Below are 25,532 nucleotides of genomic sequence, written 5' to 3'. Positions count from 1 at the left end.
GTATGAAAAAAATATTTGCCATTCTTCTTCTATCCCTATCACTGAATAGCCAAGCGCAGTTCGGCACCAACCTATTCAGCAAGGATCCGATCATCAATTTGGAAAACTGGGATAAGCAGCGCGTCCACTGGGGATATTTCCTTGGATTTAACGCTTATGATTTCAAATTTGACTATAAAGAGCCTGGAAAAGACATCCAAGTAAAAGGAACTACCGGTTTCAATGTAGGGCTTATTGGAAACTTAAGACTGCATGAACATATCGACCTACGATTTGAACCAGGACTATATTATACTCAGAGGGATTTGCTTTTCCCTGGCTTTGCCAATGAAAGCGATGCCTTGAGACAAGTAAAATCAACGTATATCCATTTCCCCTTGCTGGTAAAATTTTCTGCTTTACGAACAGGAAATGTCCGTCCTTTCTTAGTTGGCGGTGTTTCAACTTCTCTAAACTTAGGAAGTAATTCGAAATCTAAAGAAGATAACGTGAACAACCGATTCCGAATGAAGCAATGGACAAATAACTACGAATTAGGATTTGGTGTGGACTTATACTTAGAGTACTTCAAGTTTTCTCCTTCTATTAGAGGCGTTTTCGGGCTAAATGACGAGTTAATCCGTGACAACGACCCGAACAGCCCTTGGACAAGCAACATCGAAGCGATGAGAACGAGAGGCGTTTTCGTGAATTTTACTTTCCAATAAAGTTTAATTTCTTTTAAATTCGCTTAAGATAATTGCGGTTGCTGTAGCCACATTCAAGCTTTCTGTCTGCTGTAAATCGCCAAATCTTGGAATCGTAAGTCTATTTTTAACTACTTTCTCAATCTCAGGTGAAATTCCGTTGGCTTCATTGCCCATGATAATGATTCCTTCTTTTGGAAGTGTGGATTTATAAATATTCTCACCGTCCATAAAAGTACCAAAAACAGGCAGCTGGGTTTCGTTTATGAATTTTTCAAGGTTTACATAATTCACATTTACTCGTGCGATAGAACCCATGGTAGCTTGAACCACTTTAGGATTATAAATATCTGCCGTCTCTTCCGAACAAACCAATTCTGTAATGCCAAACCAATCACATAATCGTATTATCGTCCCTAAATTCCCAGGATCGCGGATGTCATCCAAAGCTACAATCAATCCGGATGGATTTATACTTTTGGATTCCGGTTGCTTGAAAACGGCAAGGCAATCATTCGGAGTGGTCAGCGCGCTTATTTTTTTTAACTCAGTTTCCGAAATAGTGAGTATCTTTTTAGGGTCAATTCCAGGGAAAACAGCAGCAGTAGAAAACAAATATTCCAGAGAAAAATTAGAATGGATCAATTCTTGAATCACTTTTTTCCCTTCGGCAAAAAATAATTTATGTTCCTTCCTGAATTTTTTTTGCTGTAAGCTCGTTATTAGTTTTATTTGGTTTTTACTAACCATAAAAAATGTATTTTTGAATTAAATATGCCGCGACACTTGAAAAAGATAAGTACAAAAATATCACTATTATTTCTAATAGGAATTATATTGACTGCCTGCAACACTGTAAAAAGAGTTCCAGAAGGAAAAAGGCTTTTAAAAAAGAATGAAATCATCGTAAACGATGAGATAACAAAAGATGAGGCCATCGGCAATCTTCTGTATCAAAAGCCCAATAGTACGATTTTGGGATATAATTTGCGATTGAATTTATATAATCTTGCAAAGCAAAATCCAGATTCTTCTTTCAAGGCAAAAATGGCGGCCAATCCAAAAAAATACGAAAGGCTGTCTAAATTACTTTCTAAAAAGCAGGTAGAACGTCTGGGAAAATCTTTTTTCTACTCGGGTATCCATAATTTTCTTAAAAGAACCGGAGAGCCTCCTGTTATCATTGACGAAGCAAGGGCAAAAAAATCGACGGCAAGGTTACGTGCCTATTATTTCAACAATGGATTTTTTAACGTAAAAACTTCATATAAGATAGATACGCTTCCTAATAAGAAAGGACAGATACAATATACCGTAATTACAGGAAAGCCTTATATCATCGACTCGTTATCAAGACAGATTGCAACACCAGCATTGGATTCTTTGTATGAAAAAAATAAAAACAAATCTTTAATCATTTCAGGGGAACAATTCCGATCTGTAAATTTTGAGGCAGAACGTGAACGAATTACAACCAACTTCAGAAATAACGGGGCCTATTATTTTCAGCCGACAAATATTAATTTTATCTGCGATTCGATTGATACTAACCATAAGACGAATGTCAATTTAAAGATAACAGACAGAAGCGTCAGAGTTGGAGATACGACAGTTGTAAAACCTTTCAAGCTCTATAAGATAAGCGAAGTAAATATCTTTACCGATAGCCCTTCAAGCAACAACAAGGTGAAAGTAGCAGATAGCGCTACCTATAATAATTTCAACATTTACAGCAAAGACAAACTTCGTTACCGTCCAAAAGCGCTGACTGATGCTATTTTTATTTCCAAAGGAAGCAATTATGCTGATTTCAGAAGAACTGCAACATCAAGATCTTTGAACAACCTTCGTGTTTTCAACTATCCAAATATCCAGTTTGTGGAAGATTCTACAGACGTCAACGAGTCATCCTTGATTGCCAACATCTACTTGACTCCGAGAAAGAAATTTAGTTTTGGCGCTTCTGCGGATGTCACCCACTCTAACATCCAAAATTTTGGTATTTCGGGAAGCATGACGGGAACCTTTCGAAATCTTTTCCGCGGTGCCGAAACCTTGGAACTTTCTCTTAGGGGAAATATTGGTTCTTCAACAGATTTGGGAATCGCCAATCCCAATAACGTATTTTTCAATTTATCAGAATACGGTGCTGATATAAAGCTGAATGTGCCTCGCTTTTTTTCGCCATTCAATACCGACAAAATCATTGCTAAGAATATGATTCCGAACACGATTTTCAGTGTCGGATTTGCAAAACAGCAGAATATCGGTCTGGACAAAGAAAATCTGACCGCCTCTATGTATTACACCTGGACTCCGAAAAGAAATACGACTTCACGTTTTGACTTGTTCAATATCCAATATGTAAAAAACATCAACAAGGCGAATTATTTCAATGTATACCGTTCGTCGTATGGAAGGTTAAATCAATTGGCAAATGATTATTCAGGCCAGGTTGACCCTGACTATTTCAGCAACGGAAACTTAATTATTGAGTCGGGAACAAATGGCTTCCTCCAAGATGTAATCGGCCCTAATCCTACAATTACAACAACACCAGAAGATTTAAGAGTTATTGAAAGTATTTCTGAAAGAAAAGAAAGGCTGACAGAAAACAACCTGATTTTTGCTTCCAGCTATACTTTTACAAAAAACACGAAAACGGATCTTCTAGATAATAATTTTTGGATTTTCAAGACGAAAATCGAATCTGCTGGTAACTTTTTGGGACTGCTTTCGGATCTAGCAAATCAGCCAAAAAACTCACTTGGTAACAAAACTATCCTCGAAATTGAATATTCCCAATACATTAAAGGAGAACTCGATTTTATAAAACATTGGGATTTATCAAGTAACAGAGTCTTGGCCATGAGAGCTTTTATGGGTATCGCCATACCTTATGGTAATTCAGATAACATTCCTTTTTCGCGAAGCTATTTTGCAGGTGGTTCTAACGACAATAGAGCTTGGCAATCCTACGGATTAGGTCCAGGAAGCAGCGGTAGCATCAATGATTTTAACGAAGCCAACTTAAAACTTTTATACAGCGTCGAACTCCGATTTAAGATGCTGGGCAAATTAAACGGTGCCATTTTTGGAGATGTAGGCAACATCTGGAACGTCCTAGATAATGTCAAAGACCCTAAATCAACCTTTACGGGAATACGCTCTCTAGAAAATATTGCGGTAGGTTCTGGATTTGGATTCCGATATGATTTTAACTTCTTCGTGATTCGTCTGGACATAGGCTTTAAGACCTATGATCCTGCTAAAGAAGTCGGAGATCGATGGTTCAAAGATTACAATTTAGGACACTCTGTATTAAATATTGGAATTAATTACCCATTCTAATTTCAGAAATTATTATTTTTGTAGTCTTTAACTATAAACAAAAAACACAATGGCTCATAATATAAAACCAGGCGTTGCAACGGGCGATCAAGTTCAAGAGATTTTTAACTATGCAAAAGAAAAAGGATTTGCATTGCCAGCAGTAAACGTAACCGGGTCAAGCACAATCAATGGCGTTCTAGAAACGGCGGCAAAATTAAAAGCTCCAGTTATCATTCAGTTCTCAAACGGTGGTGCTATCTATAACGCTGGAAAAGGTTTGTCTAACGAAAATGAGAAAGCGGCAATTGCAGGAGCTATCGCTGGCGCAAAACACATACATACTTTAGCAGAAGCCTATGGAGCGACTGTTATCCTTCATACTGACCATTGTGCAAAAAAATTATTGCCTTGGATTGACGGGCTTCTAGATGCTTCTGAAAAACATTTCGCAGAAACTGGAAAATCTCTTTTCAGCTCGCACATGATCGATTTATCGGAAGAGCCGATCGAAGAAAACATCGAGATCTGTAAAGAATACTTAAAAAGAATGAGCAAAATTGGAATGACTCTCGAAATCGAGCTTGGAATTACAGGCGGAGAAGAAGATGGGGTAGACAATTCTGATGTTGACAGCTCAAAATTATACACACAGCCGGAAGAAGTCGCTTTTGCGTATGAAGAACTTCTAAAAATCAGCCCGCGTTTTACAATTGCTGCGGCTTTCGGAAACGTACACGGCGTATACAAGCCAGGAAACGTTAAGCTTACGCCGAAAATCCTTAAAAATTCCCAAGACTTTGTACAAAACAAATTCAATACCGGACACAATCCTGTTGATTTCGTTTTCCACGGAGGTTCTGGATCGACGTTAGAAGAAATCAGAGAAGCAATCGGATACGGAGTCATTAAAATGAATATCGATACCGACTTGCAATTTGCTTTCACAGAAGGAATCAGAGATTATATCGTTAAAAACATCGATTACCTTAAAACACAGATTGGAAACCCAGAAGGCCCTGAAGCGCCAAACAAAAAATACTATGATCCAAGAAAATGGATGCGTGAAGGAGAGGTTACTTTCAACACAAGATTAGAGCAGGCTTTCAAAGACCTGAACAACGTAAATACATTATAAATTCAAAATTGCAAATTACGAATTGCGTTACCGCCTAATTCATAATTTATAATTCATAATTAAAAAATATTATGGCTTGGTTTAAAAGAACAGAAAAAGGAATCACAACCGCTACAGAAGACAAAAAAGATGTTCCAAAAGGACTTTGGTATAAGTCTCCGACAGGAAAAATCGTTGATGCAGATGAGCTAGCAAGAAATTTATATGTGAGCCCAGAAGATGGTTTTCACGTTAGAATTGGAAGTAAGGAATACTTTGAAATCTTGTTCGACAATAACGAATTCAAGGAATTGGATGCCAAGATGACTTCAAAAGATCCGCTTCACTTCGTGGATACTAAAAAATATTCTGATCGATTAAAAGACGCAATGGACAAGACCAAATTAAAAGATGCGGTAAGGACAGCTGTAGGAAAATCAAAAGGAAAAGATTTGGTAGTATGCTGTATGGATTTTGCCTTCATTGGAGGTTCTATGGGTGCTGTTGTTGGAGAAAAAATCGCAAGAGGAATCGACCATTCTATCAAAAATAACATTCCTTTCGTCATGATTTCAAAATCAGGAGGAGCAAGGATGATGGAAGCTGCTTATTCATTAATGCAGTTGGCAAAAACTTCGGCTAAATTAGCACAATTGGCTGAAGCTAAAATTCCATATATCTCCTTATGTACCGATCCAACGACAGGTGGAACAACGGCTTCATACGCTATGTTAGGCGACGTGAATATTTCTGAACCAGGAGCATTAATTGGATTTGCAGGACCTCGCGTTGTTAAAGACACTACTGGGAAAGACTTACCAGAAGGTTTCCAAACCGCAGAGTTCGTCTTAGAACATGGATTCTTGGATTTTATCACTCCAAGGAAAGAATTAAAAAACAAAATTAATTTATATCTGGATCTGATCTTAAACAATCCTATCCGATAAAAAATAAAAAATCCCGATGCTTATCGGGATTTTTTTTATATCAAAATATTTCATTCTTACATTCCTGTTCGAATCGCTTCAACAGGATCCAATCGAGAAGCAGAAATAGCCGGCAGAATTCCTGATATGAGTCCGATAAAAGCGGCTAAGCTCGTGCCTAACACAATATTCCCAAGACCTAAAACAAATTCAAATTCGAGTATACTAGTTAGAATTGCCGCAATTCCCCATACCAGAAGTAACCCAATCAAGCCGCCGATAAGGCATAAGATTATTGCTTCAAATAAAAATTGCAACAAAATAAATCTATTTTTAGCTCCAAGTGATTTTTGGATTCCGATCAAATTAGTACGTTCTTTTACAGACACAAACATAATGTTGGCTACTCCAAAACCTCCTACTAAAAGCGAGAATCCACTGATAAGCCAACCTATCATATTCATAGTTCCCACAATTCCGTCAATCAAATCTGTAAATCCAGATAAAACGTCTATAAAAAAGTTATCGTCCTGCCCAACTTTCAAGCCTCGCTTGTTGCGTAATTTCTGAATGATTTCACCTTTAAATGCATCAATATCAATTCCCGCATCTGGCTTGATGACGATAATTGGCGTCATGGAATCATTATGGTCTCCAAACTTATTTCTCAAGAAATTGACCGGAATAAATGCCGAAGTATCATTGCTTTCACCAAACATTCCCTGGCCTTGTTTTTCTAAAACTCCAATAACCGTGAAGCGTTGTCCGTACAACCTGAGTTTCTTGCCAATCGGATCCGTATTTCCAAACAAACTGTTGGCAATTTCATATCCTATAATGACAACCGTAGTTCCTGAATTTGACTCCGATTCATTAAAAAAACGTCCTTCTTTAATTTTTTGAGGCTGTATTTCAACAAATTCATAAGTAGCAGGCACGACATTGACATCGCTGACAACCTTTGTTTCGTATTTGATAATCTCGCGTTTGGTAAATAACTGATACGTAGACTTATCCATTCCATTTACTGAATTTTTCAGGTATTGGAATTCATCGTAAGTAACATCAGGATATTGCTCTCTTTTCCAACGCGGCACTTCTGAAGGCCCAAAAGAAAAACGTTTCAGGTACATTGTATTTTTATCAAGCGTACTCATATCGCTCTTAATCTTCCTATCCAAAGAATCAACGGCTGTCAACACAGCAATAATGGAGAAAATTCCAATGGTTACGCCAAGAAGCGAAAGAATGGTACGTAATTTATTATTACGCAAGGCATTCAAGGCAAAGCCAAAACTTTCTCGCAGCAAGCGCAAATAAACAACCATAGAGCAGAATTTGTGTTCCCGTAAAATTCAGTAATTTTAATACAATTTCCTAAAAAACTTCCAGATTTATTTAGAAAGAAGAAAACTTCAAAAAACTAAGCTTATCTCTTGCAAAATATTTTGCTACAATCTTATTTGACAGCAAAATCAGCAGCTAAAAATGCCTAAACTCACGCTCTAAATAAATCTTGAAAAAAACCTAAAAAACATGGCTTTATTGTTTTACAGTTAAAGTTACAATAACTACTTTTGCACCTTTAAACACAACTACACAATGAGTACTTCAAAAACTATCAAATCGGCCTTGATTTCAGTCTTTTCAAAAGACGGATTGGAGCCAATCGTGAGAAAATTACACGAGCAAAACGTAACTTTTTATTCTACTGGAGGAACAGAAGATTTCATCAAGGCTTTAGGAATTCCTGTAGTTCCTGTTGAAGACGTAACTTCCTATCCGTCAATCCTTGGAGGAAGAGTAAAAACTTTGCATCCAAAAATTTTCGGCGGCATCTTAAACCGTCAAGATCACGAAGGCGATGTTCAGCAAATGGTAGAATTCGAAATTCCACAGATTGATTTGGTAATTGTTGACTTGTATCCGTTTGAAAAAACAGTTGCTTCAGGAGCATCAGAAGCTGATATTATCGAAAAAATCGATATTGGCGGTATTTCTTTGATCCGTGCTGCTGCAAAAAATTTCAAAGACACGGTGATTGTGGCTTCTGTAGATCAATATGCCGATTTCTTAGAATTGATTACAAAACAAAATGGCGAATTGACATTAGAAGACCGAAAGCTTTTTGCAACCAAAGCCTTCCATGTTTCGTCTCATTATGACACAGCTATTTTTAATTATTTCAATACCGACGATACTTTTTACAAAGAAAGCGTGCCAAACGGACAGGTTTTACGTTATGGTGAAAACCCACACCAAAAAGGATTCTTCTTTGGAGATTTTGACGCTATGTTCAAAAAACTTCACGGAAAAGAATTATCATATAACAATCTTTTAGATGTCGATGCAGCAGTTAACTTGATATTAGAATTCAAAAACAATGAACCTACCTTTGCTATCTTAAAGCACAATAATGCTTGCGGACTGGCTACAAGAAGCACCATGAGAGAGGCATATCTAGATGCTTTGGCTGGTGACCCGACTTCTGCTTTTGGAGGTGTTTTAATTGCTAACGGAAAAATTGATGCAGACACGGCAAGAGAAATCAACCAGCTTTTCTGCGAGGTTGTAATCGCTCCAAGCTACGACGAGTCTGCTATCGAAATACTTTCTGAAAAGAAAAACAGGATTATTTTAGTACAAAATGAAGTGGAGTTACCTCAAAGACAAGTTCGTACTTGCTTGAATGGATTATTGGTTCAAGATAAAAACAATGTGACGGACAATAAAGAACACTTAAAGACCGTTACTACAACTCCCCCATCTTCAGAGGAAATTGAAGATTTGTTATTTGCATCAAAAATCTGCAAGAACACAAAGTCGAATACAATTGTATTTGCAAAAAACAGACAGCTTATCGCATCAGGAACCGGACAGACGTCTCGCGTAGATGCTTTAAAACAAGCTATAGAAAAAGCGAACAGTTTTAATTTTGATTTGAAAGGTGCCGTAATGGCAAGTGATGCTTTTTTCCCATTCCCAGATTGTGTGGAAATCGCTCATCATGCCGGAATTACTGCCGTAATTCAGCCAGGAGGCTCAATAAAAGATGAATTGAGTATCAATTACTGCAACGAAAATAAAGTTGCAATGGTATTTACAGGAACTCGTCATTTCAAACATTAATTTACGTAACTTTGCATGTTAAAATTTTATAAACATTTTTAAACCCTAAAACTACTTATGGGATTTTTTGATTTCATGACTGAGGATATTGCGATAGACCTTGGTACCGCTAACACCCTGATTATTCACAACGACAAAGTTGTGATTGACAGTCCATCAATTGTAGCTCGCGACAGAGTATCCGGCAAGATCATTGCTGTTGGTAAGGAAGCGAGCATGATGCAAGGTAAAACCCATGAAAACATAAAGACGATAAGGCCACTGAAAGATGGGGTAATTGCTGATTTTGACGCATCCGAAAAGATGATCAGCATGTTTATAAAAAGCATTCCTGCTTTAAAGAAAAGATTGTTTACGCCTGCTTTGAGAATGGTCATCTGTATTCCGTCTGGAATTACAGAAGTGGAGATGAGAGCGGTAAAAGAATCAGCAGAACGCGTTAACGGAAAAGAAGTCTATTTGATCCATGAACCAATGGCTGCTGCTATCGGTATTGGAGTTGACATCATGCAACCAAAAGGAAACATGATTGTAGATATCGGTGGTGGAACTACCGAAATTGCAGTTATTGCTCTTGGAGGAATTGTCTGCGATAAATCAGTCAAAATTGCAGGTGATGTTTTCACGAATGACATCGTTTATTATATGAGAACACAGCATAACCTTTTCGTTGGAGAAAGTACTGCTGAAAAAATAAAAATCGAAATCGGCGCCGCTATCGAAGACTTAGAAAGTCCGCCAGACGACATGTCGGTTCAAGGTCGAGATTTGTTGACCGGAAAACCAAAACAAGTCGAGGTTTCTTTCAGAGAAATAGCAAAAGCCTTAGACAAGTCCATCCAAAGAATTGAAGATGCTGTAATGGAAACTTTATCTCAAACCCCTCCAGAATTAGCAGCCGATATTTACAACACAGGGATTTATTTAGCCGGAGGAGGTTCAATGTTGAGAGGATTAGACAAACGAATTTCACAAAAAACTGACCTGCCGGTTTATATTGCCGAAGATCCTTTGAGAGCTGTAGTTCGAGGAACGGGAATGGCACTTAAAAACATACCAAAATTCAGAAGCATATTAATAAAATAACAGCATAGTTCATGCAGCAAATATTTAATTTTATATTTAAAAACAGCAACAAGTTGCTGTTTTTGCTGCTTTTGGGCATTTCGTTAGTGCTTACGATACAGTCCCACTCCTACCACCGAAGCAAAGCTGTGACCTCTGCCAATTTTATTAGTGGCGGTGTCTATGAAAGAATTCATAACGTTCAAGAATATCTGAATTTAAAAACCCAGAACGAACAACTTGCAAAAGAGAATGCTATTCTTAAAAAAATGCTTTTCAATGCAAAAGATTCAACTGGAATTGTAGTCAGAGATAGCTTGAAAGGTTATGGAAAAATCAATATCATCCAAGCAAAGGTTACCAAAAATTCCTATAACGTAAAAGAAAATTACCTGACATTAGATGCTGGAAGCAAAGCCGGTATTAAACCCGATATGGGCGTTGTTAATAGCCTTGGGATTATAGGAATTGTTGAGCATACTTCAAAGAACTACGCTACCGTAATCAGCATACTGAATATCAAATCAGAAATCAATGCCCGAATAAAAAAATCCAACCATTTTGGTACTTTACGCTGGGACGGAAAAAGCACGGGCTTTGTTCAGTTGATTGACGTACCTAGATTAGCAAATGTTCGAAAAGGAGATACGATTGTTACAGGAAACGAATCTGTGACCTTTCCACCAAATATAAATATCGGCGTAATCGACAAAATTTACACCGACAAGGAAACGAACTATTTTACATTGAACGTAAGATTATTCAACGACATGACCAATCTTGGCCATGTATATGTCCTTGAAAACTATGAGCGAAAAGAAATTGAAGAATTAGAGGCTAAAACGGAAGCAGAAAATGAATAGCACCTTATTATTAAATATCGCTCGATTTGTACTTTTGCTTGCCGCACAGGTATTGATTTTTAATGAAATCGATTTCTGGGGCTATGTAAATCCGTATCCTTACATCTTGTTTATCATTCTTTATCCTGTAAATGGTAACAGATCCGGACTGCTTTTAGCCAGCTTTCTTTTAGGAATTATAATGGACATGTTTTGTGATTCTGGAGGCGTACATGCCACGGCCTGTGTTATCTTGGCTTACGTAAGGCCAACTTTTTTCAAATTTTCTTTTGGAGTAAGTTATGAATACCAAACCGTAAAAATCAATGATAAGCTGACTCCGGAACGATTTTCATTCCTCTTGATTTCAGTATTCACGCACCATATCATATTGTTCTTACTTGAAATATTCAAGTTGAGTTTTATATTCAACATTTTGCTAAGAACACTTTTCAGCTCGATTTTCACCCTCATACTTTGTATCGTAATTATCTATATATTTAAGCCTAACACCAAAAGATGAGAAAAATTCTTCTTCCCTCTTTAATAATTGTGTCTGCAATTTTAATTGTGGCCAGGCTTTTTTATCTTCAAATTATCGACGACTCTTTCATCAAAAAGTCTGACAATAACGCCATCAAGATAAAATACGATTATCCTGAACGCGGTTATATGTTTGACCGAAATGGCGTGCTTTTGGTTGCCAACCAGCCATCGTATGATGTTATGGTCATTCCAAAAGACGTTAAGGAAATCGATGTTCCAGAATTTTGCAAGCTTTTAAAGATTACAGAAGAAGAATATAGAACCAAAATAGAAAAGGCGACAGTGTATAGCCCGAGGCTTCCTTCTGTATTCTTACCTCAATTGAACAAAAAAGAATACGCTGGCTTTCAAGAAAAAATCAGGAAATATCAAGGATTTTATATCCAAAAACGTTCGCTTAGAGACTATCAGGTCAATGCCGCTGCCAATGTTTTCGGGTATATCGCACAAGTAAACGATGCCATTATCAAGAAAAATCCTTACTACAAAAGCGGTGATTTGATTGGAAAGCAAGGCGTTGAAGAAGTATACGAAGAATTCCTTCGCGGAACGAAAGGCGTAAAGTATATCCAAAAAGACCGTTTTAACAGGGATATCGGTTCTTACAAAGAAGGCATTTACGATACGATTGCCATTCAAGGTGAAGATGTGACGCTTTCTTTGGATATCGAACTGCAGAAATATGGCGAAGCCTTGATGATCAACAAACGAGGCGGTATTGTTGCGCTGGAGCCAAAAACTGGCGAAATCTTGGCACTAGTATCAGCTCCATCTTATGATCCTGCTATTTTGGTAGGAAGAGACCGTTCTAAAAATTATACCAAACTAAGTAAAGATACCTTGGCAATGCCCTTGTTTGACAGAGGGCTTTTGGCTGAATATCCTCCTGGCTCGCCTTTTAAGATCATGACAGGATTGATTGGTCTTCAGGAAGAAGTTATCGACGAAAACACTACTTTTCATTGCAGTCATGGTTTTTCGTATGGTCGCGGTGCTTTTATGAAATGCCACGATTCTGGAGACAATAATCTTCATACAGGAATTGCGCATTCTTGCAATACCTATTTTGCCAACGTATTCAAGAGAACGATTGATAAATATCCGAAGCCTGGCTACGGAGTTGATGCCTGGAGCAATCACTTGAAAAGTTTCGGATTAGGGAATTTTATGGGCTACGATCTTCCGGCAGGAAGAAAAGGACACATTCCAGATTCAAGGTATTATACAAGATGGTATCCGAATGGTGGCTGGAGAAGCACAACTATTATTTCAAATTCAATCGGCCAAGGTGAGGTTTCGACAACGCCAATCCAATTAGCAAATATGATGGCGGCTGTTGCAAATGAAGGTTATTATTATACGCCTCATATCATCAAAAAAATAAAAAGTCATACAATTGATAAAAAATATACAACGAAACATGTTACTACAGTTGACAAGCAGTATTTTAAACCTGTAATTGAAGGTCTTTTCGGAGTATATAACGAAGGAACTGCACGCTCGCTTAAAGTCGAAGGAATCGATATTTGCGGCAAGACTGGAACGGCAGAAAACTTTACAAAAATTAATGGCGTGCGAACACAATTGCAGGATCACTCCATCTTTGTTGCTTTTGCACCAAAGGACAATCCAAAAATAGCAATTGCCGTTTTTATTGAAAATGGATATTGGGGAGCTCGTTGGGCTGGACCAATTGCCAGCTTGATGATCGAGAAATATCTTCGAGGCAAAATTACCCGAACAGATTTGGAAAAAAGAATGTTAGAAGGAAGCCTACAAAGCGAATACGCGAAAGTAACAAGCGGACAGCCATTCAAAATAAATCAATGATATTATGAAAAACCAAAGCGTAACAAATAATATCGACTGGATTACAATTCTCCTATTTATCATTTTGGTAATAATGGGTTGGCTGAATATTTATTCTGCTTCTCTGCCTCTTGAAGAAACCTCAATTTTTGACATCGATCAGATTTACGGAAAACAGATTCTTTTTATCTGCCTCACGATTCCACTGGTTTTAGTAGTGCTTACGGTTGATGCCAAAATTTATGAAAAGTATGCCTTCGTCTTTTATATTATCGGCTTGGTATCCTTGCTAGGGCTCTTCGTGTTTGGAAAGACCATCAAAGGGCAGACCAATTGGTACAGCATTGGTGGTTTTACTTTGCAACCTTCGGAATTCGTCAAAACCTCAACAGCGCTACTTTTAGCAAAATATCTGAGTGATGTTCAAGTCAACTTAAAGAATTTCAATGACCAACTAAAGGCTTTTGTAATCATGGGAGTCCCATTGTTGCTGATTCTAGTACATGATACAGGAACTGCAATGATTTTTGTGGCCTTGATTTTTGTTCTATATCGCGAAGGATTGCCTTCTTGGTATTTATGGACTGGCTTTTCTGCCATTCTCTTGTTTTTTATGGCATTGCTTATTGAACCACATTTCGTATTAATTATAGCATTTGCTATTATTTCGATTCAGTTTTTGCTATCGAAAAGGATTAATCGAAATCCTATTGCTTCAGCCGTGATTTTTGTCCTAATCGCTGGATTTACGTATTCTGTAGACTTTGTCTATGACAATGTCCTAGAAGCCCATCAGAAAGATAGGATTAATGTATTATTTGGAGAGAATGTCGATTTAAAAAACGAAGGATACAATTTGAATCAGTCCATGATTGCGATTGGTTCGGGCGGTTGGTTCGGAAAAGGCTTTCTCGAAGGCACACAGACCAAAGGAGGCTTCGTTCCTGAACAGCATACCGATTACATTTTTACGACAGTTGGTGAAGAATGGGGCTTTGTTGGAGCCATTGTAGTTATTGCCTTATTCATATCGCTTTTCCTTCGGATTATTTATCTAGCGGAAAACCAAAAGACCAAATTCAGCCGAGTTTATGGCTATTGTGTCGCTACATTCTTATTTGCCCACTTTATTGTAAATATCTCAATGCTTATCCGACTCTTCCCAACAATCGGGGTACCGCTTCCTTTCTTTTCGTATGGAGGCTCGAGTCTTTTTGCCTTCAGCATACTGTTGTTCATCTTTATCAAGATGGATGCCAACAAAGTGAATGAATGGTAAGCTCTTAAAAGCTCCAAGCTTTATAGTCGCCGCTTTTTTCTAATTTGTTTTCTACAGAATCCGGCAAAATCGGAAAGAAATCAATGCCTGTCTTTTTTTCAATTTCATCAACGGGAACTACAAATTCGTATAACGGCTTCTGGCTGTTTTCGTGTGGCACTAAAAAGCCAATCATTCTGTAATGGCCATTATCAACATCCAACAATACTTTATAAAAATAATTGGGCACGGCTACACTTTCATTTCCGATTGTTTTTAGTCCATCGGATAAGATACCGCCCGTTACGACATAAATACCGTCATATTTGTCAGCCCAATACCGTACCTTTTGTTCCAACCTATTCCATACACCTGCATTGAAATCTTTTTTCTGCGGAGATATATTCGAAGTATAAAAAGTATCTTCAAAAGCTTGTTTGGAAAATTTCATATCGCCTGCCGGACAGAGATGTCCTTTATCATAACCTGATTTTCTATAATTTTTCCAATCGGCAGAACCCGTTTTTACTTTAGGATCTTTAACAAAATAAGGTCTTTTAAAATCACCACCTCTGCTCGCTGAAACCTTGGCTTCATAAAAAACCCATTCTGCCTGCTCATATTTTTCATTGTAAGATAAGACATAATTTTCATGAGTAACAAGCTGATGAGTTGTAGATGTCGGAAGGTATTTTTCACCAGCATTTTGAACATCCTCATAAATTGAATCTTTTTTAATTTCAGAAACAGCAACATCAGCAGGCTTTTTTTCTATTATTTCTTTAGATTCATTCTTACTGAAGAAATAGGTAATTATAACACCTATTGATAATAGAAGATACAGTATGGCTTTTTTACTCATTTTTAATAAAATGTTATAAAATTTAAAAAATGGAATGCTATTTGTTATAATTATTTTTATTAACATTAAATTATTCCATAACTAAATTACAATTAATTATGAAAGCCAAAATTATTTTAACCTCAATTTTTTTCGTAGGGATTAATGCAGTATCCGCACAACAAAACAAAGAAGTTTCGACGCTAGCGAACGATTCCATATCCATCACTTCCGTACAATCAGTCCAAACACAGAAATTGTTGGAAGAAAAAGCTAAAGCCGAAAAAAAAGCTCTTAAAGATGTCGAGAAAAAAGCAGCAGAATTCAAAAAAGAGCAACGCAAGCTCGAAAAGGCTCAAAAAGAAATGGACAGTGAGAAGAAAGCATTTGAAAAAAGACAAAGCAAAATTCTTTCTGCAGAAAAAAGTGTTTCTAAAGCAAAATCAAGACTAGCAGATGAAAAAAAATCCTTAGAAAAGAATAAAGCAAAACTCAATAAAAAGAAAGCCAAAGGCAAACTCACAGCTATTGAAATTCAAGAAGAAAATATCAAGATTAGCAAACAGGAAGTCAAAATACAGGAACTTGAATTAAAAGTTCAAAACGAGGAAAGCAACTTAATTAAGGTAAGATCCTAAAAAACAAAAACCGCCAATTGGCGGTTTTTTAAGCTATATATTTTTAATGACAAACTCACTTCGGCGGTTCAACTCATGTTGTTCTTCACTGCACGATTCTTCTGGTACACATTTTACAATTTGTACGGTTTCACCATAACCGCGAGAAGATATCCTGCTCGCAGGAATGCCTTGTTCAATAAAATATTCTCTGGTTGACGCCGCTCTTTTATCGGACAAATCGAGATTGTATTTGTTATTGCCCCGGACATCTGTATGAGAGCCAATTTCAACCACCATGTCTGGATATTTTTTCATTAGGCCGATTACCTTATTCAAAATCGGTTTTGATTCTTTACGGATATACCATAAATCGTAATCAAAATAGATAGGCTCTGTTTTGATGAGCAATCTGTCTTTGTCTCTTACCACATCTTTTTCGTCTGCTAAAAGCTTTTCAACTCGTTTCTTTTTTTCAGTTTCAGCTATTTGTTTTTCCTTTACTTTTTTAGCTTCTTCCTCTTTTTTCTGCTGTTGCACTGCATCTTCTTGTTCTTGTTTGATAACGGCTAACGATTTTAAAGGCATTGAGGCATCATTATTTTTATTCCTCTCTTTTAATAGCTTTAGGCTTCTAAAATTATCGGTGTATTTTTCTTTAGAAGCTAGAATCGTATAGCTGGTTTCACAAGCCGCTTCAAAGACAAATTTTCCGTCTGCAGCAGTACTTCTTCTTTCAACTTCTTTTTTATTTGAATCCTGCATGATGACTAAGGCTTCTGTCAATGGAAGCTTTGTAATTTCATCCGTGATAATTCCGGAAATGAGCTGCTTGCAGTCTTCTATTATCAATGGCTTGGTTTCATTAAATTGGTAAATATCGTCATTGCCCTTTCCTTCTAGCCTATTTGAAGAAAAATAGCCTTCTTTTGTTTCGGGGTCAATGGTAAAGGCAAAATCATCATACCCAGAATTGACTGGAAGTCCAATATTTACTGCTTTTGAAAATTCGCCATTTTTGCTTTCCGCTACAAATACATCTAAAGATCCAAAACCCAAATGACCGTTAGATGAAAAGTAAAGTTTTCCGTCTTTCGCAACGAACGGAAACTGTTCTTTGTGTTTCGTGTTTATATTTGGCCCGAGATTTTTCGGCGTGCCAAAACTTGCTTCGTTAATAGCTACAGAAAAAATATCGAAAGAGCCTAAGCTTCCGGGCATATCAGAAGCAAAATAAAGTGTCTTCTCATCGGGACTCAAGGCAGGGTGCTCTGTAGAAAAATCATCACTGTTGAAAGGCAATGCTTTTATATTTTTCCACTCGCCATTTTCAAAATCGGCACTGAAAATCTGAAGGTGTGAAACCTTTTTCTTGTCCTTGCCTTTTTTTCCGTTGTTGAAGTTATTTCTGGTGAAATACATCTTTTTGCCATCTTTTGTAAAAACAGCATTTGATTCGTGCATTTTCGTATTTACTGAACTGGAAAAATCAATCGCTATGGAATCGCCTTTTTTGACACTCTCAATCGGAATGCTAAACAAATCCAGATAATTTTCGTTATTCCATTTGTAGACTTTGCTGTCCTTTTTAGGGGAAGCATAAATTAAGTCTGTTCCTCTTTTTATGGCTCCAAAATCAGAATATGGTGTATTAATTGCCAAGTTTTTGATTTCAAATCGATTTCCTAATGCCGCAATATTTTCTAAAACGGCAACTTGCTTATCAAATTCTGCAACCTCAACATCCCTGCTTCTTGAAAGGGCGTTTGCTTCATCATAATTTCGAACCGCTTTTAAGGCATGGACATATCTAAAATAAAACTCTTCGTCAATCATTTTTTCATGATTCTTAAGCAGAAAACGATACCATCTTTCGGCATTTTTGAGATCGTTGGTATAATAATAAGAGTCTGCCAGATTCTTGACAATATCATAAGTGCGCTCGTCTTTGATTATATCTTCATATAGCGGAATGGCCTCGCTATAGAAAGTTCTTTCGAAATAAGCGTTTGCTCGTTTCAAATCTTGCGACTGTGCATTGCTATTCTGAATGCAGAGAATGACGGCGAGTATAAGTAATAGTCTTTTCATACGTTGCATTTTAGAAGAATCTTGGAGATTTGTCATAGCCTTTTTTCATAAAGTTGATATCAAACAGCAAAAACACTTCATGGGTTCCTGAATTGAAATCTCCTAAATTGGTTACGGTGTAATCGTAAGCATAGCCGACCCTAAGGCTTGGCGTGACGTTGATATTAAACAAGCCGCTGACAGCATCATCCAGTCGATAGGAAAGTCCGAATTCGAATTTGTCGTACAGTAAGACATTCGCTGAAACATCAACAACTCCCGGAGCACCTTTTACGCCTTTTGCCATAAATGACGGCTTTAATTTCAAGTCAGGATTTATCTGAAAAACATAGCCTCCCGTAAAGAAAACATGAACATTTTCGGAACCGAACCTATTGATTCCCTGTTTTTCTTCCAGATGTTTGGTTGCTAAAAGATTTGGTGCAGACAAGCCTATATAATATTTATCTGTAAAATAAAAAGCTCCCGCGCCTAGGTTTGGAAAAACACTATTGATATTTTGATCGAAGGCAGGATCTGTGCTATTTGAGCCGCTTTCCAGTACAAAACCATTAAAATTAGTCTCGAAGATAGTTACTCCGCCTTTTAATCCAAGCGAAAGTCTGTGCTTGTCATTCAACTGCAGGACATAAGCAAAATCGCCAAAAATGTTGTTTTCTTTTTTAGCTCCATCCCCAATATCGTCAGAAATAAAGGAAAGACCCAATTCGACATTCTTGCTGGCGGGAGCATGGGCAAAAAAGGTAAATGTTTTTGGCGCTCCGACTGCTCCGACCCACTGCGTTCTGTATAGTCCTCCTAAATTTAGGACTTCGGGCGTTGCAGTTGCATACGCAGGATTCACCACGCTCATATTGTACATATAATGAGTATACTGCGGATCTTGCTGTGCTGCTACTTTATTTAAAAAGCTTATAAGAAATATAAGAAGTAGTATTTGTTTCATCTGGTTCAGATTATTGATGAGTATATTATCGATTTAAATAAAGTCGTCCTTGTTGTGGAGGCTTATTATCCTTATTGAAATTAACAATATAGAAATAGACTCCATTTGGAGCAACGCCATCAATTATTGCTGACTGACTACTTCTTCCATCCCAATCGGGGGTATCTCGATTTCCCTTATACATGACATTGCCGTAGCGGTTGTAGATTTCTAAGGTGAAATTTGGAAACAAAAATTCGATATTCGGAATATTAAATGTGTCGTTTGTTCCGTCTCCATTAGGCGAAAAACCATCGGGAATCATCAATTCGTATTCTTCTCCATCGCAATCTGATAATGAAACTGTGACAGCCAAGGCATTTTCTGAAACACAACCTGAAGCTGTTGAGGAATCAAATCCATAATAAGTCATTCCGTCTTGTAATGCTTGCGAATTTGGAAGCTGGTTGCCGTTCTGCAACGCATCAAACCAAAGTATCGTTCCTGAGCCGTTTACATTGGCGGCCAAATCAGAAAGAGTCGGTGCTGGTGAATCCAATCCGCAGAAATTTTCTCCTCCCGCATCCAATGTTGGTGCTGGAATATCGTTTATTGTAACTACGGCCAGCGCTTTCTGGGAAACACATCCAAAAGAAGAAATTACAGCAACATAATAATTTCCTGATGTCAAAACAGTCGTACTGCTCAATGGCGATGTTCCGTTTTCTGCATACCAAGCATACTGTGGTCCGTTAGGAACAAGGTTTGCTACTGTAGCATTTTCACTGATACAGAATTCCCTATTGCTCGTAGTTGGAATTTCTGGAAGCTTGTAGATGACAAAGCTGTCGGTAATAGACAGATTTGAAACGCCACATGTGGTTTCGGTGTTGATTATTTCAGAAACTGTAAAAGTTGTCGTTCCCGTATTCAAAAGCAAGTTACTTGGTATGGTAAAGCTTCCAGTTCCGCTTACCACTGAAAATACCGCAGTTGCTGTAGCCGTATTGGCTCCGCTTAAAGAATAGGTTATTTGGACGCTGGACAGGTTTACAAATCCAGAAAGAGTAGCAATGACAGGCTGATTTTCGCAAACATCATTAATGACAACTCTGACATTTGCAACGTCTGGTTTTGGCAATATCAAAAACCCTTGAGATAAAGAAGCTGTATTTTCACAAAGCGTCTGAAGATTTATAATATGAGTTATGATAATTGTAGTGTTGCCTTGGACTGTAAGCAGGTTAGACGGAATAATAAAAGTGCCTATTCCTCCAACGACGGTCATGATGACTTGCTGTGCTGTAGCCGAATTGCTTCCGTTTAGGTTATATGTAATGCGATAAGTTCCATCTGCTAAGTTTGTATTCCCAGAAAGCTGTACTTCAACATCGGAATCTTCGCAGGCATTGTCTATCGTCAAAGTGCCTGCATTAATTTTAGGCAATGGATATACATTCAAAATATCTGAAATGTCCCCTATGATATGGTCACAGGCATTATAACCTGTAGTTTCATGGATATTTACGATACTGACAGTATAGGCGCCTACAAGCGGAAAGGAGATAGCTGGTATTGGAAATGTCACAACACCATCAATAAATCGTACCAATATCGTATTTCCTGAAGGAATCGGACCGGTAATTTGGTACTGCAGATTGTAACTCCCGTCAGGTATGTCTTCAGCCCCTTGAGTTAGCGTTGCCACAAAAGTTGCTCTTCCTATCTCATCTTCGCAAATATCTGATGCAACTACTAATGTCGAGCCTGTAAAATCTAGCTGCTCTTCTATGATTATTCTTACCGTTGAAGATTTAGGATTGCAGACCGGATGTGAAGGCTGAACTGTATAAGTAAATCCGTATTCTCCCGGGCCAAAGGTATTATAGATATTTTGGACATTGATAAAAGTATCTTGCGGGCCTGATAATTCAGATGTTCCTGATTCAGACCATTTCCCACCTGGATCTTGTCCGAAAATATAGTCTAGCAGATTGAGATTGGTATAAGGAGACATATCATCAGAATCACACAGAATCAAATCTGATGTTTCACCGGGCTCTGGAGCTGGATGTACCGTTACATCAACCGTTGCTGAAACGGCAGGGCAAGATCCGATAGCTGGCATCGTATAGGTAAAAGAAAAAGTTCCTAATCCGGAAACCGTTGCATCTAGAAGATGATTTCTTAAGGCACCGCTTCCGCTGTTATCGGTCCAAAAGCCATTTAATTGCGGATTGGGAAAATTTCCTAAGAATTGAAATAAGTTTACGCTGCTGTTATCATCACAAGCAGAAGCATTTGGATTGTCAACTCCCGCATAGCCTCCGATAGTCACTGTAACTGTAGCGACATTATCAGCGCAAGAAGCGTCGTTTACAGTATATATAAAAACATAGGTGTCACTTTCATTAACGCCCCAAACGTTAAGAATTCCTGTCGAAGTATTTAGCCCTCCTGATTGCTGAATATCAGTCCAAGTACCACCTGCTGTAGGAGTACCGCCAAGAAGATTAAAAAGATTAATGCTTTGAGTGGACGTATCTGGAATATTGCAAATCGTTATAGAAGCATCTTCTCCGGCACATTGGGCATTAATAGAATTATAAGAAAAAAAGAAAAAAAGAAAAAGCAGGAGTCGAAAAAATCTAGCCTTTAGGGGAAGGCAACTATTTTTCAGGTTCATATTGTTAAGTTTAGGTGTAGTAAAAATATATTATTTTTTTTCACTAGACCCAAATAACATTAAAAAAACGTTAAAATGCAGACATGGTAATCAATTCTTAACATCCAGCGCATCTCGAAGTGCATTTCCCATCATCATAAAAGCTAATGTAAGTAACATTATAGCGGTTCCTGGAACCATGGCTAAATAAGGCTTGTCTAAAATGATATCGCCATAATAATCTTTTATCATTCCTCCCCAGCTTGGAACAGGAGGTTGTGCGCCAAGTCCTAAAAAGCTGAGTCCACTTTCTACTAGGATCGCCGAAGCAAAATTAGCCGCAGAAATAACAATGACTGGCGCCATGATATTTGGAAGAATATGATGTACTATTATTCTCAAATTATTATAACCTAATGCTTTTGCTGCAGTAACATATTGCATTTCTTTTACAGAAATAATTTGGCCTCTCACAACCCTGGCTACTTCTACCCACATCGTAAGGCCAACGGCGACAAAAACCTGCCAGAAGCCTTTCCCAAGACTTAAAGTGATTGCTATAACAAGCAACAATGTGGGAATTGACCATATAATATTGACCAACCACATGACAAACGCGTCTACTTTTCCTCCATAATAACCGCCAATGGCGCCAAAAAATAGGCCGACAACAAGTGAGATGAATACGGCTACGAATCCAATAGAAATTGAAACTCTTGATCCTACAAGCATTCGGCTTAGGTAATCCCTTCCGGCTTTGTCGGTTCCTAAATAAAATTTTTGAGTTTTTATATATTCCTTTGAGACGTCTTCTAGATTAGTATATCCTGGGAAATCTTTCAGAGTTGTTTCTTTTTGTATGATAACTTTTGGATCGTCGCTATAGAGCGTATAAACAATCTTATCCTTTTCTATGATAAAGCTAGAAATTGGTTCTTTTGAAAATTTTTGTTCGTGTCCGAAAAAATAATCCCAAAAACCAGACTGTATCTTTTCTTTTAGGGGAATGGAAAGCATCTTGACTTCAAAGCCAGGTTTTTTTGAGCGAATTGTCAGGTCACCCCAATTCGCATTTTCGGAATTATCTGGCGCCAAGACATAAGCAAATATCGAAAAGAGCATCAGCAGTAGAATAAATCCAAAACTGAAAACGCCCCAGAAATTCTTTTTGAACTTCTGGAGCGCTATTCTTGATAATGATTGTGTGGATCTACTCATTAAAATATCCTTGAGCCAATTACGACTTCACTAATTTATCTTTCTTTTTAACATTTACAGTTCCTTTAATCGCTGTTTTCGGTTGCAAGTCGTCAAGAACATTTAACGCTTCTTCTACATAAACATCTTTGGAAAGGCTTTCGTGCCAACGATCTCTTTTTTCCTTTAGCAGATTATCATTCTTGATCATTTCATTTTCGTAAGGCAATGAAGTGAATTTCAAGCTGTTTTTATAATCTGTGATGGCTTTGTATTTTTTAGCTTTTTCTTCAAGAGAGGCTTGTTCTTGCTTGAATTTATCAATATTTAAACTGAAATTTTTCTCTTCTTGTCTTTCTTTGATCCATCTTGCGTTTTCTTCAATCAACTTGAATTGGTCGCTTTGTTCCATTCTTCTCTTACTGTTTTCTACAGCTAGATCAAAATTGCTTTGTTTGTTCCAAACTTTATAGTCAGCCGCATCGATTTTATCCCAAGGCATCGCATTGTCAATATCGCGTTCGCCCATTTTGATATATGAATAACGGTCTGGCAAAGCAACATCACTTGAAACACCATTCAATTGGGTTGAACCTCCGTTGATTCTATAGAATTTTTGCGTCGTAGTTTTTAAAGCTCCTAAGTCGCCCATAGAATTGCTGCGTACAAACTGATTCAAATCGATAACATTCTGTACCGTTCCTTTACCGTAAGTCTGCGTGCTTCCTATGATTACACCTCTTTTGTAATCTTGGATTGCTGCTGCTAATATTTCTGAAGCCGAAGCCGAGAAACTATTTACCATCACTACCAATGGACCATCCCATTGAATTTTAGGATCTTTATCGTATAGGATTTCTTTTTTCTTGCCTGCAGATTTGATTTGCACAATCGGTCCTTGATCGATAAACAATCCTGCAATATCAACAACTGTTTTTAAAGAACCTCCACCATTATCGCGGACATCCATCACAATTCCTTGTACTCCAGCTTGTTTTAGTCTTTCGACTTCAAGGGCGATATCTTTTCCTGCATCGCGGCTATCTTCGTTTTCAAAATCGATATAGAATTTTGGCAGATAGATAATTCCGTATTTCTTTCCGTCTTTTTCTACAACGCTTGATTTTGCATACGTTTCTTCAATCTCAACTTCATCTCTAATGATAGAAATCACTTTGATCGTTCCGTCTGTTTTCTTTATCGTAAGCCTAACTTCAGTTCCTTTTGGTCCTTTGATTTTTTTAACGACATCATCAATTCTCATTCCTACCACATCTACAGGCTCTTTGTCACCTTGTCCCACTTTCAAGACTACGTCTCCAGGCTCTAATTGTTTTCCTCTCCAAGCCGGACCGCCAGAAATCAATTCTGTAATTTCGGTAAAATCATTTTTCTTTTGAAGACGCGCTCCAATACCTTCTAATTTTCCGCTCATGCTAACGTCAAAACGCTCTTTGTCGTCTGGGGCGAAATAGGAAGTATGTGGGTCAAATCGTGTAGCAATCGAATTGATATAAACCGAAAACCAATCGTCTCTATCCAAGTCTTTGATAAATCCGAAATATTCATCTAATGATTTCAGCTGGCTTTCTCTGGTTTCTTTTTCGAGAACATCAAAAGGTTTTTTCTCGATTTCCTTCTTCTCTTCTTTTTGTTTTTTCTCTTTATCCGCTTTTTCTTTTTCTGTCAAATCTGAAAATTCGTCAGTGTCAGAAGCTTTTTTACCTTCTTGAATTTCTAGCTTATTCGTAAGAGAAGACAAGGTAGAAAGCTTGATTTGCTTGTACCATCTTTCTCTCAACTCACTAGAATTCTTTGCATAAGAATGTTCTTCGTAATCGGTATTGAAAGTCTCATCCTTTTTATAATCAAAAGGTTTTGATAAAATATCTTTATAATATTTTTTGCTTTCGTCGATTCTTTGAAGCAGACGATTATACGTCAAGTCAAAAAACGACAAATCTCGGCCTAAAATCTGGTCGTCAAGTTTTGTCTCATATTTTGAGAACTCGTCAATATCCGACTGAAGGAAAAATCTTTTTGAAGGATCAATTGCTTCCAAATAATCTTTGTAAACTCCTTTTGAAAAAGTATCATCAATTTTTGCCGGATCATAATGACCGCGCTCAATAACAAATGTCAAAAGCTCCAGAAGCAGCTTGTCTTTTTCAGGGTCATTTTTTACTTCTCTTGGAACGAAACTCCATAAGGCTGCAGAAAGTGCAACTACAACCAATAATATCTTATAATTTCTTTTCATAAACTCCATTATAGCATTCATCAAATTTTGTTCTAAATTACTGAAAAAATTATGCCACGATTTTTTAAACCGCATAATTTTTTGTTAAAGATGATTTGGATGGGTCAAAAGTCTAAATCATTGCAGAAGGGCTATTTCTACAAGTTTCAAAGTTATATAATTTTGTAACATTGAGAAACTTTAAAAAAGGTTATTTTTGTAATCGGCGAAGGTCATTTTCATGTCCGA

Annotated in this window: 19 protein-coding genes; 11 read left to right on the top strand and 8 right to left on the bottom strand. The window is 37.4% G+C overall.

Annotation, left to right across the window (positions count from 1 at the left end):
* Positions 1-2 precede the first annotated feature (2 nt).
* On the top strand, positions 3-707 hold the full coding sequence (gene porT / locus CLV94_RS09190) for a type IX secretion/gliding motility protein PorT/SprT (RefSeq protein ID WP_121376091.1): 705 nt from the start codon (positions 3-5) through the stop codon (positions 705-707).
* Between the two features lie 3 nt (positions 708-710).
* Here porT and CLV94_RS09185 read toward each other — a convergent pair whose 3' ends face one another.
* The gene (locus tag CLV94_RS09185; protein WP_121376090.1) at positions 711-1,436 is read right to left on the bottom strand and encodes a TrmH family RNA methyltransferase; all 726 of its coding nucleotides are present in this window, start codon (positions 1,434-1,436) and stop codon (positions 711-713) included.
* Positions 1,437-1,472: 36 nt separating this feature from the next.
* On the opposite strand from CLV94_RS09185, the gene tamL reads away from it, so the two are divergent.
* From tamL to accD, 3 genes are all read left to right on the top strand, one after another.
* Positions 1,473-4,037, top strand: a complete 2,565-nt coding sequence (gene tamL, locus CLV94_RS09180; protein ID WP_121376279.1) for a translocation and assembly module lipoprotein TamL — start codon at positions 1,473-1,475, stop codon at positions 4,035-4,037.
* Positions 4,038-4,086: 49 nt separating this feature from the next.
* The gene (fbaA, locus tag CLV94_RS09175; protein WP_121376089.1) at positions 4,087-5,154 is read left to right on the top strand and encodes a class II fructose-bisphosphate aldolase; all 1,068 of its coding nucleotides are present in this window, start codon (positions 4,087-4,089) and stop codon (positions 5,152-5,154) included.
* Between the two features lie 71 nt (positions 5,155-5,225).
* A complete protein-coding gene (gene accD / locus CLV94_RS09170; protein WP_121376088.1) occupies positions 5,226-6,080 on the top strand; it encodes an acetyl-CoA carboxylase, carboxyltransferase subunit beta in 855 nt (284 codons plus the stop codon).
* 56 nt (positions 6,081-6,136) lie between these two features.
* Here accD and CLV94_RS09165 read toward each other — a convergent pair whose 3' ends face one another.
* Positions 6,137-7,387, bottom strand: a complete 1,251-nt coding sequence (locus CLV94_RS09165; RefSeq protein WP_121376087.1) for an ABC transporter permease — start codon at positions 7,385-7,387, stop codon at positions 6,137-6,139.
* Between the two features lie 274 nt (positions 7,388-7,661).
* On the opposite strand from CLV94_RS09165, the gene purH reads away from it, so the two are divergent.
* The 6 genes from purH to rodA are packed head-to-tail and all read left to right on the top strand — an operon-like array spanning position 7,662 to position 14,729.
* Entirely contained in the window at positions 7,662-9,188 is a 1,527-nt protein-coding gene (purH, locus tag CLV94_RS09160) for a bifunctional phosphoribosylaminoimidazolecarboxamide formyltransferase/IMP cyclohydrolase (protein WP_121376086.1), read from the top strand.
* 57 nt (positions 9,189-9,245) lie between these two features.
* Positions 9,246-10,274 (top strand): rod shape-determining protein, encoded by a 1,029-nt coding sequence (locus CLV94_RS09155; protein WP_056072239.1) that lies wholly within the window; start codon positions 9,246-9,248, stop codon positions 10,272-10,274.
* Positions 10,275-10,285: 11 nt separating this feature from the next.
* Entirely contained in the window at positions 10,286-11,116 is an 831-nt protein-coding gene (mreC, locus tag CLV94_RS09150) for a rod shape-determining protein MreC (RefSeq protein WP_121376085.1), read from the top strand.
* Positions 11,109-11,618 (top strand): rod shape-determining protein MreD, encoded by a 510-nt coding sequence (locus CLV94_RS09145; RefSeq protein WP_121376084.1) that lies wholly within the window; start codon positions 11,109-11,111, stop codon positions 11,616-11,618. The genes mreC and CLV94_RS09145 overlap by 8 nt, the downstream gene beginning before the upstream one ends.
* Positions 11,615-13,471, top strand: coding sequence for a penicillin-binding protein 2 (mrdA, locus tag CLV94_RS09140; RefSeq protein WP_121376083.1), 1,857 nt, complete (start codon positions 11,615-11,617; stop codon positions 13,469-13,471). The genes CLV94_RS09145 and mrdA overlap by 4 nt, the downstream gene beginning before the upstream one ends.
* Before the next feature lie 4 nt (positions 13,472-13,475).
* The gene (gene rodA, locus CLV94_RS09135; protein WP_121376082.1) at positions 13,476-14,729 is read left to right on the top strand and encodes a rod shape-determining protein RodA; all 1,254 of its coding nucleotides are present in this window, start codon (positions 13,476-13,478) and stop codon (positions 14,727-14,729) included.
* Between the two features lie 4 nt (positions 14,730-14,733).
* Here rodA and CLV94_RS09130 read toward each other — a convergent pair whose 3' ends face one another.
* Positions 14,734-15,570, bottom strand: coding sequence for a DNA/RNA non-specific endonuclease (locus CLV94_RS09130; protein ID WP_121376081.1), 837 nt, complete (start codon positions 15,568-15,570; stop codon positions 14,734-14,736).
* Positions 15,571-15,809: 239 nt separating this feature from the next.
* Here CLV94_RS09130 and CLV94_RS09125 point away from each other — a divergent pair, with 239 nt between their 5' ends.
* On the top strand, positions 15,810-16,187 hold the full coding sequence (locus CLV94_RS09125; RefSeq protein WP_147406609.1) for a hypothetical protein: 378 nt from the start codon (positions 15,810-15,812) through the stop codon (positions 16,185-16,187).
* Positions 16,188-16,220: 33 nt separating this feature from the next.
* Here CLV94_RS09125 and CLV94_RS09120 read toward each other — a convergent pair whose 3' ends face one another.
* From CLV94_RS09120 to CLV94_RS09100, 5 genes are all read right to left on the bottom strand, one after another.
* On the bottom strand, positions 16,221-18,257 hold the full coding sequence (locus CLV94_RS09120) for an OmpA family protein (protein ID WP_121376278.1): 2,037 nt from the start codon (positions 18,255-18,257) through the stop codon (positions 16,221-16,223).
* Between the two features lie 10 nt (positions 18,258-18,267).
* Positions 18,268-19,203, bottom strand: coding sequence for a PorP/SprF family type IX secretion system membrane protein (locus CLV94_RS09115; protein ID WP_121376079.1), 936 nt, complete (start codon positions 19,201-19,203; stop codon positions 18,268-18,270).
* A gap of 25 nt (positions 19,204-19,228) precedes the next feature.
* The gene (locus tag CLV94_RS09110; RefSeq protein WP_121376078.1) at positions 19,229-21,868 is read right to left on the bottom strand and encodes a gliding motility-associated C-terminal domain-containing protein; all 2,640 of its coding nucleotides are present in this window, start codon (positions 21,866-21,868) and stop codon (positions 19,229-19,231) included.
* A gap of 90 nt (positions 21,869-21,958) precedes the next feature.
* Complete coding sequence (locus CLV94_RS09105) at positions 21,959-23,065, bottom strand: ABC transporter permease (RefSeq protein ID WP_121376077.1); 1,107 nt, start codon at positions 23,063-23,065, stop codon at positions 21,959-21,961.
* A 19-nt stretch (positions 23,066-23,084) separates the two neighbouring features.
* Complete coding sequence (locus tag CLV94_RS09100; protein ID WP_121376076.1) at positions 23,085-25,325, bottom strand: carboxy terminal-processing peptidase; 2,241 nt, start codon at positions 25,323-25,325, stop codon at positions 23,085-23,087.
* Positions 25,326-25,532: the final 207 nt, after the last annotated feature.

The sequence above is a fragment of the Flavobacterium endophyticum genome, from assembly GCF_003634455.1.
GTDB lineage: Bacteria > Bacteroidota > Bacteroidia > Flavobacteriales > Flavobacteriaceae > Flavobacterium > Flavobacterium endophyticum.
This window is presented reverse-complemented; position numbering and strand designations above follow the sequence as displayed.

Excerpts from the sequence above, each read along its gene's own strand:
- CLV94_RS09120 (WP_121376278.1), bottom strand. The coding sequence starts at position 18,257 with ATGAAAAGACTATTACTTATACTCGCCGTCATTCTCTGCATTCAGAAT.
- rodA (WP_121376082.1), top strand. The coding sequence starts at position 13,476 with ATGAAAAACCAAAGCGTAACAAATAATATCGACTGGATTACAATTCTC.
- CLV94_RS09105 (WP_121376077.1), bottom strand. The coding sequence starts at position 23,065 with ATGAGTAGATCCACACAATCATTATCAAGAATAGCGCTCCAGAAGTTC.
- CLV94_RS09185 (WP_121376090.1), bottom strand. The coding sequence starts at position 1,436 with ATGGTTAGTAAAAACCAAATAAAACTAATAACGAGCTTACAGCAAAAA.
- purH (WP_121376086.1), top strand. The coding sequence starts at position 7,662 with ATGAGTACTTCAAAAACTATCAAATCGGCCTTGATTTCAGTCTTTTCA.
- CLV94_RS09165 (WP_121376087.1), bottom strand. The coding sequence starts at position 7,387 with ATGGTTGTTTATTTGCGCTTGCTGCGAGAAAGTTTTGGCTTTGCCTTG.
- CLV94_RS09130 (WP_121376081.1), bottom strand. The coding sequence starts at position 15,570 with ATGAGTAAAAAAGCCATACTGTATCTTCTATTATCAATAGGTGTTATA.
- CLV94_RS09145 (WP_121376084.1), top strand. The coding sequence starts at position 11,109 with ATGAATAGCACCTTATTATTAAATATCGCTCGATTTGTACTTTTGCTT.
- accD (WP_121376088.1), top strand. The coding sequence starts at position 5,226 with ATGGCTTGGTTTAAAAGAACAGAAAAAGGAATCACAACCGCTACAGAA.
- CLV94_RS09100 (WP_121376076.1), bottom strand. The coding sequence starts at position 25,325 with ATGAATGCTATAATGGAGTTTATGAAAAGAAATTATAAGATATTATTG.
- fbaA (WP_121376089.1), top strand. The coding sequence starts at position 4,087 with ATGGCTCATAATATAAAACCAGGCGTTGCAACGGGCGATCAAGTTCAA.
- CLV94_RS09115 (WP_121376079.1), bottom strand. The coding sequence starts at position 19,203 with ATGAAACAAATACTACTTCTTATATTTCTTATAAGCTTTTTAAATAAA.
- porT (WP_121376091.1), top strand. The coding sequence starts at position 3 with ATGAAAAAAATATTTGCCATTCTTCTTCTATCCCTATCACTGAATAGC.
- CLV94_RS09110 (WP_121376078.1), bottom strand. The coding sequence starts at position 21,868 with ATGAACCTGAAAAATAGTTGCCTTCCCCTAAAGGCTAGATTTTTTCGA.
- mrdA (WP_121376083.1), top strand. The coding sequence starts at position 11,615 with ATGAGAAAAATTCTTCTTCCCTCTTTAATAATTGTGTCTGCAATTTTA.
- CLV94_RS09155 (WP_056072239.1), top strand. The coding sequence starts at position 9,246 with ATGGGATTTTTTGATTTCATGACTGAGGATATTGCGATAGACCTTGGT.
- mreC (WP_121376085.1), top strand. The coding sequence starts at position 10,286 with ATGCAGCAAATATTTAATTTTATATTTAAAAACAGCAACAAGTTGCTG.